This window comes from Massilia haematophila, from assembly GCF_042647645.1.
GTDB lineage: Bacteria > Pseudomonadota > Gammaproteobacteria > Burkholderiales > Burkholderiaceae_D > Telluria > Telluria haematophila.
In genome coordinates, this window is the sequence record NZ_JBHRVV010000001.1 from 1,034,264 (window position 1) to 1,050,693 (window position 16,430).

Annotated in this window: 12 protein-coding genes and 1 pseudogene; 4 read left to right on the plus strand and 9 right to left on the minus strand. The window is 67.3% G+C overall.

The features are described 5' to 3' along the window. Positions 1–11: 11 nt before the first annotated feature. The gene (locus ACFOPH_RS04750) at positions 12–482 is read left to right on the plus strand and encodes an Lrp/AsnC family transcriptional regulator (protein WP_312551144.1); all 471 of its coding nucleotides are present in this window, start codon (positions 12–14) and stop codon (positions 480–482) included. Between the two features lie 202 nt (positions 483–684). On the opposite strand, the gene ACFOPH_RS04755 is transcribed toward ACFOPH_RS04750, so the two are convergent. Continuing rightward, positions 685–1,770: an endonuclease/exonuclease/phosphatase family protein gene (locus tag ACFOPH_RS04755; protein WP_379733866.1), complete on the minus strand. Its 1,086-nt coding sequence runs from the start codon at positions 1,768–1,770 to the stop codon at positions 685–687. Positions 1,771–1,865: 95 nt separating this feature from the next. Between ACFOPH_RS04755 and ACFOPH_RS04760 the strand changes: the two genes are divergently transcribed. Then, positions 1,866–3,290 (plus strand): serine hydrolase domain-containing protein, encoded by a 1,425-nt coding sequence (locus ACFOPH_RS04760; RefSeq protein ID WP_379733868.1) that lies wholly within the window; start codon positions 1,866–1,868, stop codon positions 3,288–3,290. Here ACFOPH_RS04760 and ACFOPH_RS04765 read toward each other — a convergent pair. The 5 genes from ACFOPH_RS04765 to ACFOPH_RS04785 all read right to left on the minus strand — a co-directional run bounded on the left by ACFOPH_RS04765 (position 3,287) and on the right by ACFOPH_RS04785 (position 8,510). Next, positions 3,287–4,279 carry a 5'-nucleotidase gene (locus ACFOPH_RS04765; protein ID WP_379733870.1) on the minus strand — a complete coding sequence of 331 codons (993 nt, stop codon included), beginning with the start codon at positions 4,277–4,279 and terminating at the stop codon, positions 3,287–3,289. The two genes, ACFOPH_RS04760 and ACFOPH_RS04765, sit on opposite strands and share 4 nt — an antisense overlap. Positions 4,280–4,460: 181 nt before the next feature. Beyond that, positions 4,461–4,790, minus strand: coding sequence for a hypothetical protein (locus tag ACFOPH_RS04770; RefSeq protein WP_379733872.1), 330 nt, complete (start codon positions 4,788–4,790; stop codon positions 4,461–4,463). A 162-nt stretch (positions 4,791–4,952) separates the two neighbouring features. Further along, a complete protein-coding gene (locus tag ACFOPH_RS04775; RefSeq protein ID WP_379733874.1) occupies positions 4,953–6,758 on the minus strand; it encodes a putative bifunctional diguanylate cyclase/phosphodiesterase in 1,806 nt (601 codons plus the stop codon). Continuing rightward, on the minus strand, positions 6,721–8,118 hold the full coding sequence (locus ACFOPH_RS04780) for a sensor domain-containing diguanylate cyclase (RefSeq protein ID WP_379733876.1): 1,398 nt from the start codon (positions 8,116–8,118) through the stop codon (positions 6,721–6,723). Before ACFOPH_RS04780 ends, ACFOPH_RS04775 begins: the two co-directional genes overlap by 38 nt. Positions 8,119–8,123: 5 nt before the next feature. Then, complete coding sequence (locus ACFOPH_RS04785) at positions 8,124–8,510, minus strand: PAS domain-containing protein (protein WP_312551158.1); 387 nt, start codon at positions 8,508–8,510, stop codon at positions 8,124–8,126. Between the two features lie 191 nt (positions 8,511–8,701). Between ACFOPH_RS04785 and ACFOPH_RS04790 the strand changes: the two genes are divergently transcribed. After that, complete coding sequence (locus ACFOPH_RS04790) at positions 8,702–9,928, plus strand: AMP-binding enzyme (protein ID WP_312551160.1); 1,227 nt, start codon at positions 8,702–8,704, stop codon at positions 9,926–9,928. Between the two features lie 109 nt (positions 9,929–10,037). On the opposite strand, the gene ACFOPH_RS04795 is transcribed toward ACFOPH_RS04790, so the two are convergent. The 3 genes and pseudogenes from ACFOPH_RS04795 to ACFOPH_RS04805 all read right to left on the minus strand — a co-directional run bounded on the left by ACFOPH_RS04795 (position 10,038) and on the right by ACFOPH_RS04805 (position 13,987). Then, on the minus strand, positions 10,038–10,709 hold the full coding sequence (locus tag ACFOPH_RS04795) for a hypothetical protein (protein WP_312551162.1): 672 nt from the start codon (positions 10,707–10,709) through the stop codon (positions 10,038–10,040). Positions 10,710–10,815: 106 nt separating this feature from the next. Next, positions 10,816–11,454, minus strand: a complete 639-nt coding sequence (locus ACFOPH_RS04800) for a hypothetical protein (RefSeq protein WP_379733879.1) — start codon at positions 11,452–11,454, stop codon at positions 10,816–10,818. A 148-nt stretch (positions 11,455–11,602) separates the two neighbouring features. Next, a pseudogene (locus ACFOPH_RS04805) lies at positions 11,603–13,987 on the minus strand (penicillin-binding protein 1A). A 146-nt stretch (positions 13,988–14,133) separates the two neighbouring features. Between ACFOPH_RS04805 and ACFOPH_RS04810 the strand changes: the two are divergent. Continuing rightward, positions 14,134–16,407 (plus strand): OPT family oligopeptide transporter, encoded by a 2,274-nt coding sequence (locus ACFOPH_RS04810; RefSeq protein ID WP_379733880.1) that lies wholly within the window; start codon positions 14,134–14,136, stop codon positions 16,405–16,407. Positions 16,408–16,430 lie beyond the last annotated feature (23 nt).

The window sequence follows — 16,430 nt, forward strand, 5'->3', positions numbered from 1 at the left end:
GAAGACGTGCGATGAAGGATGGCGTGCTCGACGAGATCGACCGCAGGATATTGCGCACCCTGGCGCGCGACGGGCGCATCAGCAACCAGAAGCTGGCGGAGACCGTGAATCTTTCGCCCACGCCCTGCTGGCACCGGGTCAAGGCGCTCGAGGAATCGGGGCACATCAGCAACTATGTCGCCGTGCTCGACCAACGCACGCTCGGCCTGCCGGACACGGTGATCATCGAGGTCACGGTCGACCGCCACGACGACGAGATCTTCCAGGCTTTCTCGGACGCGCTGGCCGAGCTGCCCGAAGTGATGGAGGCTTACCTGCTGTCGGGGGAATACGATTACCTGATCAAGGTGGCGGTGTCGGGCACCGAGGGCTATGAACGCTTCCTGCGCCAGAAGCTGTACCGGTTGCCGGGGGTGAAGCATACGCGCTCGACCTTCACGCTGCGCTGCCTGAAGCGGACGGCGTCGGTGGTGCCGACCTGACCGAGGTTTTGTAGGGTGGGCTCTCGAGCCCACGCGGTCGAACCTGTGCACACCGACATGTGATCCCTCAGGTCCGGAACGCGGGCGCCGCGGCGATGGACGGCGACGTTTCGATTGACCACATGTCGCACCGCGTGGGCACAAGTGCCCACCCTACGAAAAGCATGATGCGCCACCGGTCCCCATCACCACAGGGCCATCATCACGCCTGCGGCTCGTGCACGTCCGACACTTTCACCGGCTCGGCCGCGATCTTCTCGCGCGCCAGCGCCTCGTCATCGGCGTCGGCCTGCAGACCCCCCTGGTCGGCGCCGTGCTTGCGGTCATAGGCCAGCTCGACCAGCATCGGGAAGTGGTCGGAGCCGAACTTGGGCAGGCGCTGGATGAAGGAGAGGGTGAAGTGCTTGCTGTGGAACAGGTGGTCGAGCGGCCAGCGCAGGAGCGGAATGCCGGCGTGGAAGGTGTTGAACATGCCGCGTCCGATGCGCGGGTCGAGCAGGCCGCTGATCTTGCGGAACAGGCGGGTGGTGACCGACCACGCGACGTCGTTCAGGTCGCCCGCGACCACCACCGGCGTCTCGAGGCCGGCCACGCTCTTGGCCACCACCAGCAGTTCGGCGTCGCGCTCGGTCGACTCGTCGTGCTCGGTGGGGCTGGGCGGGGCCGGGTGCAGGAAGTGCATGCGCACCTTGCGCCCGGATTCCAGCACCACCAGCGCATGCATCGAGGGGATGTCGTCCTCGACCAGGAACTGGATCGCCGTGTCCTCCAGCGGCAGGCGCGAATACACGTGCATGCCGTAGAGGTTGTCGAGCGGGCACTTCAGCGCATGCGGATAGTCGGCTGCGAGCGTGTCGAGGCGCGCCTGCCACCAGCCGTCCGATTCCAGGGTCACGAAGACGTCCGGCCGGTGCTGGCGGATCAGGGCGATCAGGCCGTCGGCATTGCGGTTCGGCGTCAGCACGTTGGCGGTCAGGATGCGCAGGCGCTCGGCTTCGTCGACCCCGAGCGCGGCCTTGACCTCGTTCGGGTAGACCCGCGTGTAGGGGAAGATCCACCAGGCCTGGTAGAGCAGGCAGGCGGCGGTGACGACGGCCAGGGCCAGGCTGGCGGGTTCGTCCAGGTCGAGCAGGGTGAACTGCGCCACCAGCGTGGCCAGCGCGATGAAGGCGATTTGCAGGCGTGGAAAGTCGAGGTCGCGGATCACCCATTCGGCGCGGCGCGAGAGCGGCAACAGCGTGGCAAGCAGGATCAATCCAACCAGGGCAGCGATGATGGTGAAGCGCATGACGGGACCTTGGACTTATTATTCTTGGCAAGTTTGCCTAGTATGCCTTGAGTCTGTAAATTCACGTGTTCGCAAACGAACACAAGCCTGCACCCATGACCGTCCTGCGCACCATGCTGATCCTTTCCATCCTTGCCGGCCCGGCCGCCGCCGCCGCGCCTGCTGTTGCCTCCTTATTGCCGCCGCCGCGGGCCGAGGCGCTGACGCGGCAGTTGCAGGCCGTCGTCGACGACCCCGCCATGCCGCTGCCGGGGCTGGCCGTAGTGGCCGTGCGCGGCGGCGCAGTCGTCTACAGCCACCAGTTCGGCAACAGGCGCCTGGCGGCGAACGGCAGGCCGGCCGCGCCGCTCACACCCGACACCCTGTTTCGCATCGCCTCGATCTCGAAGTTCGTCACCACCCTGGGCGCGATGAAGATGGTCGAGCAGGGCCGCCTCGACCTCGACCGCGACCTGGGCGACTACCTCGGCTACCGCCTGCGCAATCCGCATTTCCCGGACCGGGCGATCACCCTGCGCATGCTGCTGACCCACACCTCCTCGCTGCGCGACGAGGGCGGCTTCAAGTGGGCGCCGGAGGTCGACCTGCGCGAGGTGCTGCTGCCGGGCGGGCGTCATTACGGCCAGGGCGCGGCCTGGGCGAAAGACCACGCGCCCGGCGCCTGGTTCGAGTACGTAAACTTCAACTACGGCCTGGTGGCCACCGTCATGGAACGCGCCGGCGGCCAGCGCTTCGACCGCCTGATGCGTGAGCTGATCTTCGACCCGATGGGACTGAAGGCCGGCTTCTATCTTGCCGACTTCGCCCCGGCGCGGGTCGACGACGTCGCCACGCTCTACCGCAAGCGCGAAAAGGACGGAGATGAGGCTTGGGACCCGAGCGGGCCCTGGGTCGCCCAGGCCGACGATTTCGGCGTCGAGGCGCCCAGCGCCCCGCCCGGCCTGGAGCGCTACGTCATCGGCAGCAACGGCACCCTGTTCGGACCGCAGGGCAGCCTGCGCATCTCGGCCAATGAGCTGGGCGCGATCATGCTGATGCTGATGCACGAGGGGCGCCACGGCGGCCGGCACATCCTGGCGCCGAAGACGATCGCGGCGATGCTGTCGCGCCAGTGGACGGCCAGCCGGGACGGCGGCAACGGCAATGGCGACAGCGACAACTTCCGCGGCCTGTACCACGCCTGGGGCCTGGGCAACCAGCATTTCGTCGATGCCAGCAGCCCGGGGCCGGGACGGCCGCGCGGCGACCGGCTGGTCGAGGGCGGCGGCTTCACGGGTGTCGGCCACCTGGGCTGGTCCTGGGGCCTGAACGCGCTGTTCGCGTTCGACCCGCTCACGAAGAACGGCATGATCTACGTCGCCACCGGCGTCGGCGCCGATCCCGACCTGCAGCCGGGCCGCTTCTCGTCGGAGTCGCGCTTCCAGGAACGCATCACGGATGCGCTCTATCGCGGCGCGATCGCGGCGCCGGCGGAAGAGGACAAGGCGGGCAAGGCCGGCAAGGCGGCAACTAAGAACTAGGCGGCGCGCGCGGGCGGCTCCGCCGTACCGGCTGCCTCGTCCGCCTTGGCGGTGGCCGGCCGGCGGTTGGCGATCCCGAACGGCACGTGCACCATCGGGATGGTGCCGCCCGGCGAGGCGCGCAGGTGGGCCATCTGGTCGTCGAAGAAGATGTGCGGCTTGAACACCGCCAGCACGCGCGACTTGTCCATCCCGCCCAGGAAAAAGGTTTCGTCGGCCGACACGCCCCAGCTCTTCAGGGTGGTGACGACGCGCTCGTGCGAGGGCGCGTTGCGCGCGGTGATGATGGCGATGCGCACGATGCGCCGGTAGCCGGGTTCGCGGCGCTGGGCGCGTTCTTCCAGGCGCTGCAGGATCGCCAACTGGCGGAACATGGCGGCCAGCGGGCCGGGGCTGTGCGGGCGCGCCACGTGCAGGGTCTCGTGGGCGTGGAATTCGTCGAGGTCGTTGTTGCGCTTGAAGACGGTTTCCGACTCGTCGTCGGCCAGCACGCCGTCGAAGTCGAAGGCCACGCGCAGTTCCAGGTCGTCGTCCTCGTCGGCGATCTTCGAGGGCAGCACCAGGCCGGCCGGATAATCGACGGCGATCGCGCGCTTGACGTCCTCCTCGTTCGCGCTGAGGAAGAGCGAGGCGTTAAAGGCCGGCAGGTAGGGGTAGGGCGACTTGCCGTTCATGAAGGCCGCGCGCGAGATGTCCAGGCCATAGTGGGCGATCGAGCGCATGACGCGCAATCCGGTCTCCGGCGAATTCCGTGAAAACAGCACCACCTCGACCGGCGACTGCCGTGGGAAGCACTTGTTGATGTTCAAGAAGCGCCGGATGAAGGAAAAGGCCACGCCCTTGCCGAGGATGGTGTCGAGGTGGCGTTCCTGGTAATCGCGGTATTCGTCGGCGCCGCGTTCGAGGTAGACCTGGTGCGACTCGGCCAGGTCGAACAGCGCGCTCGAGGCAACGCCGATGACGAGTTTTTGTTCGATCGGGAATGGCATGCGTCTTCCTTCGCTTGGGCTGGACGAAGGCGATCATAGCAGGAGTGCGGGCGGGTGAGGCGACGGCGCGCAACCACGGCTCGTCGTGCCGGGCACGGCGGCAATTAGTGGAAGGATCGGTGCAAGGACCGGCGCAGAGCCGGAATGCGGCACGCCGCAGGGCGTGCCGCGGCGATGATGCTTAGCGGCCGGTGCCGCTGCCGGTGGTGGTGGTGCCGGTCGTGCCGGTGGTACCGGTCGTGCCGGTGGTGCCAGTGGTACCGGTGGTCCCCGAGCTGCCGCCCGACGTGCCCCAGTTGCCCGAGGTGCCCGAGGTCGAGCCGGAATCGGTGGACGAGCCCGAAGTGCCCGAGCCGCTGGCGCCGGACATGCCCGAGCCGCTGGTCGTGCCGCTGCTCATGGTGCCCGACGAGCTCGCGCCCGTCGAGGTGTCGGTACCGGTGGAGCTGCAGGCCGCCAGGCCCAGGCCCATCAGGCCGGCCAGCATGACACTCAGATAAGTGCGCTTCATAGGTTGTTCCTCCGTGATTGTGAGAGGACTTCATCATGCGAGCGCCTTGCCCGGTCCGCTATAGGATGAGAACGAGAGCGTTTGTAGGAGATACCGGACAGTCAAGGTCCGGTCATTTCCTTACGTTATGCAATATTTCCGCGCCAGCAGGGCGGCGGCCGCCTAGCCGCGGGCCGCGCCGGCCTTTTCCCTGATCCAGGCCACCAGTGCCTCGGTCGGCAGCGGCCGGCTGTAGAAGTAGCCCTGGCCCTTGGCGCAATGCTGGGCGCGCACCGCCGCGGCCTGGGCCTCGGTCTCGATGCCTTCGGCCACCGTGTTCATGCCCAGGCTGCTGGCCACCTTCACCGTCGCCTCGATCAGCACCTGGTGGTGGTGGCTGGTGTCGGCCTTGCACACGAAGGAGCGGTCGATCTTCACCGTGTCGACCGGCAGCAGGTGCAGGCTCGACAGCGAGGAATAGCCGGTGCCGAAGTCGTCGAGCGCGAGCCTGACGCCGAGCGCCTTCAGTTCGTGCAGGCGCAACTGGGTGTTCTCGTCCTGGGCCGCCAGGCTTTCCGTGACTTCCAGCTGCAGGCTGGAGGCGGGCATGCCAGTCTGGTCCAGGATGGCGCGCACGGTGGCGGTCCAGTCGGGCTGGGCAAGCTGGGCGCGCGACAGGTTGACCGCCATCAGGCGCGGCGCCGCATCGCCGAGCTGTTCGCGCCAGCGCATGAAGTCGCGGCAGGCGCGCGCCAGCACGAAGTCGCCGATCTGGTCGATCAGGCCGCACTCCTCGGCCACGCCGATGAAGTCGAAGGGCGGCACCAGGCCGCGCACCGGATGCTGCCAGCGCACCAGCGCCTCGACCCCGGCGGCGTAGTCGGTGCTGCCGTCCGGACGCAGGCCGACCACCGGCTGGTAGACCACGAACAGCTGTTCTTCCGCCAGCGCGGTGCGCAGCTGGGCCTCGATGTCGGCGCGGCGCGCGGCGCGTTCGCGCATGCTGGCGTCGAACAGCACGTGGCGGGCGCCGCCGCTGCGCTTGGCTTCGATCATGGCGATGCTGGCGTCGCGCATGGCGGCATCGGCGTCGCCGTCGGCGCCGGCGCCCCAGAACACGCCGACGCTGGCGCGGCAGGGCACGTCGCGCCCGTCGATGCGGTGCGGGCGCGACAGCACGTCCAGCAGGCGCAGCGCCGTGCGTTCGGCCTCGTCGGGATGGCGCAGGCCGTCGAGCAGGACCACGAATTCGTCGCCGCCGACGCGCGCCACCAGGTGATTGGTGCCGGCGGCGGCGTCGATGCGGCGCGCGCCGGGATTGCCGCCCCAGCTGCGCTCGGCCATGGTCCCGAGCAGGGCATCGGCGATGGCCACCAGCAGCTGGTCGCCGGCCGTCTGGCCCAGGGTATCGTTGATCTGGCGGAAGCGGTCGAAATTCAGGAACAGCAGCGCGAACTCGCCGCCGCCCTCGGGCCGCGCGAGCAGGGACTGCAGCTGCTCGCGCACGGCGGCGCGGTTCGGCAGGCGCGTCAGGGCGTCGGTGCGGGCGGCGCTGCGCAGGCGCCGGCGCAGGGTGTCCTGCTCGCGCTGGATCTCGAGGGTGGCGTCGGTGATCGCCGCCATCAGGCGCTCGGGGTCGAGCTTGAGCAGGCTGAGCGACAGCACCTGGGGCGCGCCCGGCGCGCTGTGGGCCGCGCCGAGGGGTACGCGCAGGGCGTCGCAGACCACGCCCGAGGGCTGCTCGAAGGCGGCCGCCATCTGCCTGACCTGGGGCGCAACCGCATCGAGCACCGTGAACAGGTTGTCCAGCCCGTCCTCGGCCGCGAGCGGCATCAGGAGGTTCGAGGCCATCGGGTTGAGCATGTCGACCGTGCCGTCGAGGCAGGTCTGGACCAGGCCGATCGGCGCGCGGTAGAGGAACTGGACGAGCGCCTCGTAGGCGTCGATGCTCTCAACCTGCATCGCGGCTTCGCTTTGGAATGTCTTCATGGGCAGGGAGGTCAGGTGTCCAGCAGGCCACGCGGTTGCGGCCGCGGCCCTTGGCAAGATAAAGCGCCTGGTCGGCGCGCTTGATGAGGGCGTCGATGCCGCCGCGAACGCCATCTTGGCCATCCTCGCCCTCCTGGCCGTCCAGCACGGCGACGCCCGCGCTGACGGTGTAGGCGATCTCGCCCTGGTCGCTGGCGACCAGGCGCGTGGCGACCAAGGCGCGCACGCGCTCGGCGCCGGCCAGCGCTTCCTGCGCGCCGGTGGAAGGCAGCAGTACGGCGAATTCCTCGCCGCCCAGGCGCGCCACGGTGTCGACGATGCGGAAGCTGTCGCGCAGGGCCTCGGCCAGGTCGCACAACACGCGGTCGCCCGCCGGGTGGCCGTAGCGGTCGTTGATGTTCTTGAACAGGTCGGCGTCGAACAGGATCATGGCGAGCGGGCGCGGGGTATGCGCGGCGCGGTCCAGTTCCAGCTCGGCCGCCTCGAAGAAGGCGCGGCGGTTGGCCAGGCCGGTCAGGTGGTCGCAGAAGGCGGCCTGGCGCCGCCGCTCGCTGGCGGCGCGCTTGTCGCTGATGTCGCGCAGGATCAGGCAGTAATAGGGCTCGTAACCCGGCGCTTCCGGATCGTCCAGGCCGAAGGCTTCGCGGTCGGGCAGGGGCGCGATCAGCACGCTGCCCCAGAACTGGCTGCCGTCGGCGCGCAGGCGCAGGCCCTCGTCCAGGCTCCAGCCGTTGCGCTCGGCCTCGCGCAGGCGGTCGCACAGGTGCTCGTGCGTCATCGCATCCTGTGGATAGAAGATCGAATAGGGCGAGCCGATCACGTGCTCGCCGAAGCCGGTCACGCGGCCGATGCTCTCGTTCCAGTCGCAGATGCGCCCCGAGCGGTCGAGCGAGACCAGGGCGTAGTCGCTGATGCGGGTCAGGATCGCGTTCAGCCAGGCGTCGCTCTGGCGCAGCTGGCGCTCGCGCCGCACTTCGGCGGTGACGTCCTGGATCACGGCCATGATGCGGGCCTGGTCCAGCTTCAGCAGCGTGAGCGACAGGATCTGCGGGGCCTGCTTGCCGGCGCGCTGCTGCTCGGCGCTGCGCAAATGGATGTGCAGGCCCTCGAACACCATGCCGTTGGCGCGCGGGTAGTGCTGGCACTGGAAGCGCAGGTCGGGCGCGACGCCTTCCAGCGCGGTGAACAGGTTGCTTAAGCAGCCGTCGGACGAGAGCGGCATCAGCAGCTGCGCCGAAATCGGATTGATCATCGCGATCTCGCCGTCGATCCCGGCCTGGACCAGGCCGACCGGGGCCAGGTAGAGGAACTGGATGAGCGCCTCGTGCTCGGCGCGCAGCTGTTCGACGCTGTCGTCCATCGGCATCACCGGCGCTGGACCAGGACGTAACGGGTAGTGCCGGCGGCACTTGCCAGCAGGCGCAGCTTGACCTTGATCGGGCGCATGCGCAGGGTCAGCACGTAGTCGATGGTGTCGTCCAGTTCGCTGGCCTCGACGGCGGCATCCTCGAAGCGCTGGGCCACCATGAAGTTGTTCAGGCAGGGCGCGACGTTGGTGAACAGCGGCTCGCCGATCACGCGCTGCGGCGACAGGCCGGCGGCCTGCGATTCGGCCGCGTTGTAGCGTTGCACATTGGTGTCGGCGTCGAAGCCGATCACGCCGAAGTCGAGCGCATCGAGCTGCTCCTGGCTGCTGGCGTCCAGCAGGTCGGCGAGCCCGCGGCTGTCGAAGGTGATGGTGGCATTGGTCATGGGGCGGGTTCCAGTGAGATCGGGGGCTGTTGGGAGTTGACGGTGGGAAACGGATGTTGGCATGCACCCAGCGTGCGTGTCAATCGTGCGCGCTACCGGTCTTGCCAATCCTGATGCGGTGTTGACACAGTCGTTGTCCGGCTGGCACCATCGCCAGCCCTTCACTCACCTTTCCTTGTCGGGATATATACATGGAACAGTCTGCGCCGCGCCCGGCCTGGTGGCAAGATACAAGTGCAGTCGAGCGCGTGGTGCGCGACCTGGTTGCCGCCGAACTGGCGCTGGCGCGACCCGGCCGCACGCTGCCGGCCCAGCCCTGGCCGCCCGGGATCGACCTGGCGCGCGACCTCGGCGCCGACTCGCTCGACCTGATGGGCGCCGCCACCGCGCTCGGCGACCTGCTGGGGTTCGGACGCGCCGGCATGGAGGATGCGCTGCTGGCGCGGCCGCGCCTGTCGGAATGGATCGATGCCGCGCGCGCCAGCCTGGCCCGCTTCGACGCCGAGCTGACCTTCCGCACCTCGGGCAGCGCGGGCGTGCCGAAGCGCTGCGCGCACCGCCTTTCCGGGCTGTGGCGCGAGGTGGATGCGCTGGCGCGCCTGTTGCCGGGGCGGCGCCGAGTACTCAGCGCGGTGCCTGCCCATCATATCTATGGCTTCCTGTTCACGGTGCTGTTGCCGCAGGCCGGCGGCCGTACCTTGCCGGTGCTCGACCTGCGCGGCGCCTCGCCGGCGGCGCTGGCGGGGCAGTTGCGGCCGGGCGACCTGGTCGTGGCCCATCCCGACTATTGGCGCCAGGTGGCGGCGCTGGGCCTGGCCTTCGCGCCGGAGGTCGTCGGTGTCAGTTCGACCGCGCCTTGCCCGGATGCCGTCGCGCGCACGCTGGCGGAGGCCGGCCTGCGCCTGCTGCAGGTCTACGGCAGCTCGGAAACCGCGGGCGTCGGCTGGCGCGAGGCGGCGGGCGAACCCTATCGCCTGTTCCCGTACTGGCGCGCGGCGGGCGAGGATGCGATCGAACGCGACGGCGAGGGCGGCCAGCCCGAACGTTTCGCGCTGCAGGACCGGCTGGCGTGGTCCGGGCCGGACCGCTTCCTGCCGGCCGGGCGCGTCGATCATGCGGTGCAGGTGGGCGGCACCAACGTGTTTCCGGCCTATGTCGGCGAGGTACTGGCGATGCATCCGGCGGTGGCCGCATGCCACGTGCGCCTGATGCGGCTGGACGAGGGGACGCGGCTGAAGGCCTTCGTGGTGCCGCGTGCGGCTGCCGGCGATGCGGCGGCCTTGCGTACGGAGCTGGCGGGCTGGATCGCCGAACGGCTGACGCCGCCCGAGCGGCCGGCCGCGTTCTCGTTCGGACCGGATCTGCCGCGCCAGCCGAATGGGAAGCTGGCGGACTGGATCATCGACGCGTGGGAGTGAACGCGTGGGAGTGGGAGCGGGGGTGGGACAAGGCGGGCGGCGATGCATGCTGGTCCGGCCTGCGCATCACCGTGTGGCGGTCTAGCGCCTGGTGGGAAATCGAAGCCTGTCAGTTTTCGATAATGACGCCATCCTCGGTCTGGTAATAGCGGATGGCATGCTGTTTAAAGGCTTTCATCGTCGCCAGGTTGAAGCCGCCGCCAACCAGGGCGCCTACCCCGAACGGCACCAGGCGTCCAACCGCGATTCCGCCGCGCTTGGTGCCGTATTTCGCGACAATCGTGGTTCCGACTTTTTGATTAATGCGTTGGAAAACTTTTGCCGGGATTTTCTTGAATTGTGCGATGGCGACTTTCTCGGCGATCCGTACAGCACCTTGCCTGGTCAGGCTAAGTACGCCACACCACAAGCCGAGTACCCGGACGAGATCCTGGTTGAAGCTTGCTTCGACATCACGTTGATAGATTTGTCCGACGCCAATGACCATGCCGCCCATGCAGCGGAGCATATATGCAAGGTCAGCAGAAATTGCGCCTGCTTCGATGGCCACCTGGGTTGCGGTACCCAAGCCCGGAATTGCGCTCGGCAATGCGGTCACCGCCCCCTGCGAGGCATAGCGCCAACAGATTTGATCGGCCCATTTTTCGGCGAGCTGATCCGTCGATAATGAAGGATGGGCTTTGCGCAGATCCGCGATATGCCGCGCGACGTCTTCGTTATCCGGCTGTACTGTTTCGATCACGCCCATCACGAATTTCGTAAGGCCGGTTGGTTCTTTCATGGAGGTCATTTCTGTCGACGTCATCGTGGGCCTGAGGCGATTGATTTTTTATGCGGATGCAAGCGCAGGCGCCGCGCAGGCTGCCTGCGCAAGAATTAAACGGAAATTAATGTAACGCGGCAGGGTAGAGGCGGTCGCCATCGGTGTGCGCAGACAAGGCGCTGAATCCCAGGGAGCGGGCAGTCTGCTCGTACATCTCGAAGAACTTGTTGGCGTTATGGTTGATGCGCCCGGCACGGCCATCGGTCTTTCCATGCTGAGGCGCAAAGATGCTGGTCGCAAGCATCAGGTCGAGGAAGGTGCTCGGCAGCCAATCCACCTGTTTGGTGTAGCCCGACACCCAGATCGCGTTGCATGCCTCTCGAATCAAACGATGACATTCGCGGCGGCGTCCCGGTACCACCATTTCGCAGGAGCCGAAATGCACGAACGAGATGGCACCCGACGGTGCTTTTTTCAGCGCATCGGCCACTTCCGACAGCGGAATGACGGTATCGCCCGAAGGCCGCAATACGCCCTGGTCGCCATGGCATGCGATATACAGCATTACCCCTGCATTTTTGGGAATCTCCGCAACGTAAAAGGCAATATCTTCCTTTGTTCGGAAGGTACGGTGCGTGATTTCCAATTCTTTCTGATGGGTGACAGCGAGCGCCTGGAAATAAGGCAAAATCTGCGGCACCTCGTGTTCATCCCACCAGGAGCCTTCCAGAATAACAATTCTTGCTTTTGAACGTGATGGCACTGCGCACCCAATATATTAACTTGTAGAAACATTTTAAATGCTCCTACTTGCCCTGTCTATCTGGGTGTCGCATTTTAATAACTTGATGTCGGGCGATAGCCGGCGCAGCGCGTTCGCCCCGGATACGGAAACAAGTCCTTATCTGCGGCTAGCGGACAGGATCCGCCAGCGGATGCGCATTATCCACCGTCGGCTCGGCAGGCACAGGCATCACTTCCTCCCCCTCGGACAAGCCGTCCGGATCCTCCTCGGGCGCCGCCGCCATCACGTCGATCCCGTGCAGCTGCGGGTTCTCCGCCAGCTCCGCATACACCCAGTCGTCGTTCTCGCGCACCATGCCTTCCGGCTGCGGACGCTCCACGGCCGGATGCTTGGCCAACGCCACCTGCATGTAGTCGAGCCAGATCGGCAGCGCCAGCGTGGCGCCGAATTCGCGGCCGCCCAGCGAGCGCGGTTCGTCGTAGCCCATCCAGGCCACCGCCACCACGTTGCCGCCATACCCGGCGAACCAGCCGTCGATGGCGTCGCTGGTGGTGCCGGTCTTGCCGGCGAGGTCAGGGCGGCCGAGGCGTTTGGTGGCCGCGGCGCCGGTGCCGTAGCGGGTGACGTCGCGCAGCATGCTGTCGGTGATCCAGGCGTTGCGGGCGTCGAGCACGCGCGCGCTTTCCTGGCGCGGCGCGGGCGGCGTGGTTTCCTGGATCACGGTGCCGTCGCCGTCGACGATGCGCGCGATCAGGTAGGGCTTCACTGAGAAGCCGCCGTTGGCGAAGACGGCATAGGCGCCGGCCATCTGCTGCGGCGTGACGGCGCCGGTGCCCAGCGCAAGCGTCAGGTTCTTCGGGTGGCGCGCCAAATCGAAGCCGAACTTGCCGAGGAAGTCGTGGGCGTAGGGGACGTCGATCGCGCGCAGCAGGCGCACGGTCGGCACGTTCTTCGAGTGCGCCAGCGAATAGCGCATCGTGATCGGGCCGTCGAAGACGCCGTCGTCGTTCTGCGGCGACCAGGTGGCGCCGGCGTTCTCGCCCGGCATGTCGAGCGCCTCGTCGAGGATCAGGGTGCCCGGCGAATAGCCCTTGTCGATGGCCGCCGCGTAGACGAAGGGCTTGATCGCGGAACCCGGCTGGCGCCAGGCCTGGGTCACGTGGTTGAACTACTGCAGGTTGTAGTCGAAGCCGCCGACCAGGGCCTGGTAGGCGCCGGTGTCGGCGTCGATCGCGACAAAGGCGGCGGCCACCTGCGGCACCTGGCTGATGCCCCAGCCGTCCTTCGGCAATTTGCTGATGCGGACGATGGCGCCCGGCGCAATGCGCACCGAATCCTTGGCCTTGCCGGACAAGCCGGCGGCGGCGAATTTCAGGCCGGCGCCTTCGATGTCGATCACGTCGCCGTCGATGGTCTCGACTTTCACGCGCCTGGGCGAGGCTTCGAGCACGACCGCCGGCTCCAGGCCGTCGCTGGACGGGCGCTTCTGCAGGGCCTCGACGATCGCTTCCTCGCGTTCGTCGTCAATCGAAGGCAATTCGATCCGCGCTTCCGGACCGCGGTAGCCGTGGCGCGCATCGTAGGCCAGCACGTTGCGGCGCACCGATTCGTAGGCCGCCTTCTGGTCCGCCTCGCGGATGGTGGTGATCACGCGCAATCCCCGCGTGTAGGCTTCTTCCTTGAACCGGGCGTAGACCGCCTGGCGCGCCAGTTCCGCCACGTACTCCGCATGGGCGCCGAATTCCTGGGGACGCGAATGCACGCGCATTGGCTCGGCCACGGCCTTGGCGTACTGGGCGTCGTCGATCTGGCCGAGTTCGCGCAGGCGGCTCAGCACCTGCTCCTGGCGCAGCTTGGCGCGCTTCGGGTTCACGGCCGGGTTGTTGCGCGCCGGGTTCTGGGGCAGGCCGGCCAGCATCGCGGTCTCCGCGATGGAGAGCTTGTCCAGGTCCTTGCCGAAGTAGGCGCGCGCCGCGCTGGCAAAACCATAGGAGCGCTGGCCCAGGTAGATCTGGTTCATGTAGAGCTCGAGGATCTGGTCCTTGGTCAGGGCGTCCTCGATCTTCCAGGCGAGGGCGATCTCGTTGATCTTCCTCGACAGCTTCTTCTCCTTCGACAGGAAGAAGTTGCGCGCCACCTGCATCGTGATGGTCGAGGCGCCGCCGGAACCGAAACCGCTGCGCAGGTTGGAGCCGACCGCGCGCATCGCGCCCATCCAGTCGATGCCGCCATGTTCATAGAAACGCGCGTCCTCGATCGCCAGCACCGCGTTCTTCATCATCGGCGGGATCTGGGCGATCGGGACGAAGTCGCGGTGCTCCTCGCCGAATTCGCCGATCAGGACGTTATCGGCGGTGTAGATGCGCAGCGGGATCTTCGGCTTGTAATCGAGGACGGCGTCGATCGGCGGCACCTTCGGCACGATGGCGGCGAACACGTAGATCAGGGCGCCGGCGACGAACAGCACGATGGCGGCGAGGATGAAGAAAATGAAACCGCGTTCGCGGCGTAGCGGCCGGAAGGCGGGGGCCGGGCGGGTGGACTTGGTCAAGACGTTCTCTCGTGCTGTGGGACCGCAAGGGTCAGCGGCCCGGATCGGCTCATTATAATGCGCTTTTCTTCCATTCCAGCATGTGCCATAGTCACGCCTTCACCTCCGTCGAAGACGGACAGCATCCCCAAGAATCAAGGAAACCGATGCCCTACGATCCCGCACCGCCCGCCGTCAAACCCTACATCCCGGCGTCGGCGAACCTGCCCGAGATGACCGTCCGCGCCCTCGTCATGGGCGTCGTGCTGGGCATGGTCTTCGGCGCTTCCTCGCTGTACCTGGTATTGAAAGTCGGCCTGACCGTCAGCGCCTCGATCCCGGTGGCGGTGATCGCGATCACCCTGTTCGGCATGTTCCGCAAGATGGGCGGGCGCGAATCGTCGATCCTCGAGAACAGCATCACCCAGACCGCCGGTTCGGCCGGCGAGTCGCTCGCCTTCGGGCTGGGCGCGACCATGCCGGCGATCATGATCCTCGGCTTCGATCTCGAGATCTCGCGCGTCATGCTGGTCGGTATCCTCGGCGGCCTGCTCGGCATCCTGATGATGATCCCGATGCGCCGCACCATGATCGTCGACGCCCACCGCGAACTGAAATACCCGGAAGGCACGGCCTGCGCCGAGGTGCTGAAGGCCGCGGCTACCGAGACCTCGCGCGCCGCCGCGGGCGAGCAGCGCGAAGCCGGCTCGGACGCGGAAAAGGACGCCAAGCGCCGCGCCGCCATCATCTTCGGCGGCTTCGGCCTGGGCTTGCTGTACAAGGTGGCCAACGTCTCGTTCCGAGGCTGGAAGGACGTCGCCAACTTCGAGTTCGGCGCGCCCCTGAAGGCCGGTTCGGCCGGCGCGGAAGTATCGCCGGAACTGGTCGGCGTCGGCTACATCATCGGCCCGCGCATCGCCTTCACCATGGCGGCGGGCGGCGTACTGTCCTACCTGCTCCTGATCCCGATGATCAAGTTCTTCGGCGAGCTGCTGACGGTGCCGCTGGCGCCGGCGACCACGCTGATCAAGGATATGTCGCCGGACGACATCCGCGACGCCTATGTGCTCTACATCGGCGCGGGCGCGGTGGCGGCCGGCGGCCTGATCTCGCTGGTGCGCTCGCTGCCCGCGATCTGGGGTGGCCTGAAGGGCGGCCTGGCCGGCATGGGCAAAGCGCAAGCGCAAGGGAGGTCCAGCGCCGGCAAGGCCGCGCTGCGCACCGACCAGGACATCCCGATCAAGTGGGTGGCGATCGGCTGCCTGGCGATCATCGCCATCATCACCTTCGCCACGCCGCTGCACATGAACGTGCTGGGCGCGCTGCTGATCCTGGTGTTCGGCTTCCTGTTCGCCACCGTTTCCTCGCGCCTGACCGGCGAGATCGGCTCGTCCTCGAACCCGATCTCGGGCATGGCGGTGGCGACCTTGCTGTTCACCTGCCTGATCTTCCTGGTGATGGGCTGGACCGGCGGACGCTACTACGTCACCGCCCTGTCGGTTGGCGCCATCGTCTGCATCGCCGCCAGCAACGCCGGCACCACCTCGCAGGATTTGAAGACCGGCTTCCTGGTCGGCTCGACGCCGCGCCTGCAGCAGTACGCGATCCTGTGCGGCGCCTTTGCCTCGGCGCTGGTCCTGGGCCCGATCCTGCTGAAGCTGAACGAGGCCGGCACCGTCTACGTGCCGGCGGCCCAGGTGGCGCCGGCGATCACGGTCGACGCCTCGAAGTTGACGGAGACCGAGCGCCTGCAAGGCCCGCAGGCCGAAAGCGACGACAAGACCTATAAGGTCTGGCGCAAGCTTGACACGGTCGGCGGCCCGGCCGGCAAGTACCTGGTCGCGGATGACGGCAAGCTGGCCTACCTGGTCGACCCGGGCATCAACGGCCGCTACCACCAGCGCCCGGACGGCAGCGAGGTGAAGAAATACGGTGCGCCCAAGGCTGTGCTGATGTCCTACATCATCAAGGGCATCCTCGACCAGCAGCTGCCCTGGACCCTGGTGCTGTTCGGCGTGATGATCGCCGTGGTGCTGGAGATGGCCGGCATCCAGGCGCTGGCGTTCTCGGTCGGCGTGTATCTGCCGCTGGTGTCGACGCTACCGATCGCGGTCGGCGGCGCGGTGCGCTGGTTCGCAGACCGCCGCAACAACAAGCTGCCGCAGTACGACAAGCTGAACGAGGAAGAGCGCCAGGCCGCGGGCGACCGCAGCTCGGGCACGCTGCTGGCCTCGGGCTACATCGCGGGCGGCGCGCTGGCGGGCATCGTAATCGCTATCACGGCGGGCGTGATGACCAACTTCGACAACATGATGGCGAAGTGGGCCGAGTCCTCGAACCCCTTCGTGTCGGGACCCCACGCGGACCTGCTGTCGCTGATTCCGTATGCGGCGATCGTGCTGCTGCTGTACTGGGTGGCCCGGGAGAAGCCGCAGAAGTAAAGTGAAACGGGCGCCTAGGCGCC

Bases quoted from the DNA above. Each gene is read 5' to 3' on its own strand.
- ACFOPH_RS04775 (WP_379733874.1), bottom strand. From the start codon at position 6,758: ATGAAGACATTCCAAAGCGAAGCCGCGATGCAGGTTGAGAGCATCGAC.
- ACFOPH_RS04785 (WP_312551158.1), bottom strand. From the start codon at position 8,510: ATGACCAATGCCACCATCACCTTCGACAGCCGCGGGCTCGCCGACCTG.
- ACFOPH_RS04810 (WP_379733880.1), top strand. From the start codon at position 14,134: ATGCCCTACGATCCCGCACCGCCCGCCGTCAAACCCTACATCCCGGCG.
- ACFOPH_RS04750 (WP_312551144.1), top strand. From the start codon at position 12: ATGAAGGATGGCGTGCTCGACGAGATCGACCGCAGGATATTGCGCACC.
- ACFOPH_RS04790 (WP_312551160.1), top strand. From the start codon at position 8,702: ATGGAACAGTCTGCGCCGCGCCCGGCCTGGTGGCAAGATACAAGTGCA.
- ACFOPH_RS04765 (WP_379733870.1), bottom strand. From the start codon at position 4,279: ATGCCATTCCCGATCGAACAAAAACTCGTCATCGGCGTTGCCTCGAGC.
- ACFOPH_RS04770 (WP_379733872.1), bottom strand. From the start codon at position 4,790: ATGAAGCGCACTTATCTGAGTGTCATGCTGGCCGGCCTGATGGGCCTG.
- ACFOPH_RS04780 (WP_379733876.1), bottom strand. From the start codon at position 8,118: ATGGACGACAGCGTCGAACAGCTGCGCGCCGAGCACGAGGCGCTCATC.
- ACFOPH_RS04760 (WP_379733868.1), top strand. From the start codon at position 1,866: ATGACCGTCCTGCGCACCATGCTGATCCTTTCCATCCTTGCCGGCCCG.
- ACFOPH_RS04755 (WP_379733866.1), bottom strand. From the start codon at position 1,770: ATGCGCTTCACCATCATCGCTGCCCTGGTTGGATTGATCCTGCTTGCC.
- ACFOPH_RS04795 (WP_312551162.1), bottom strand. From the start codon at position 10,709: ATGAAAGAACCAACCGGCCTTACGAAATTCGTGATGGGCGTGATCGAA.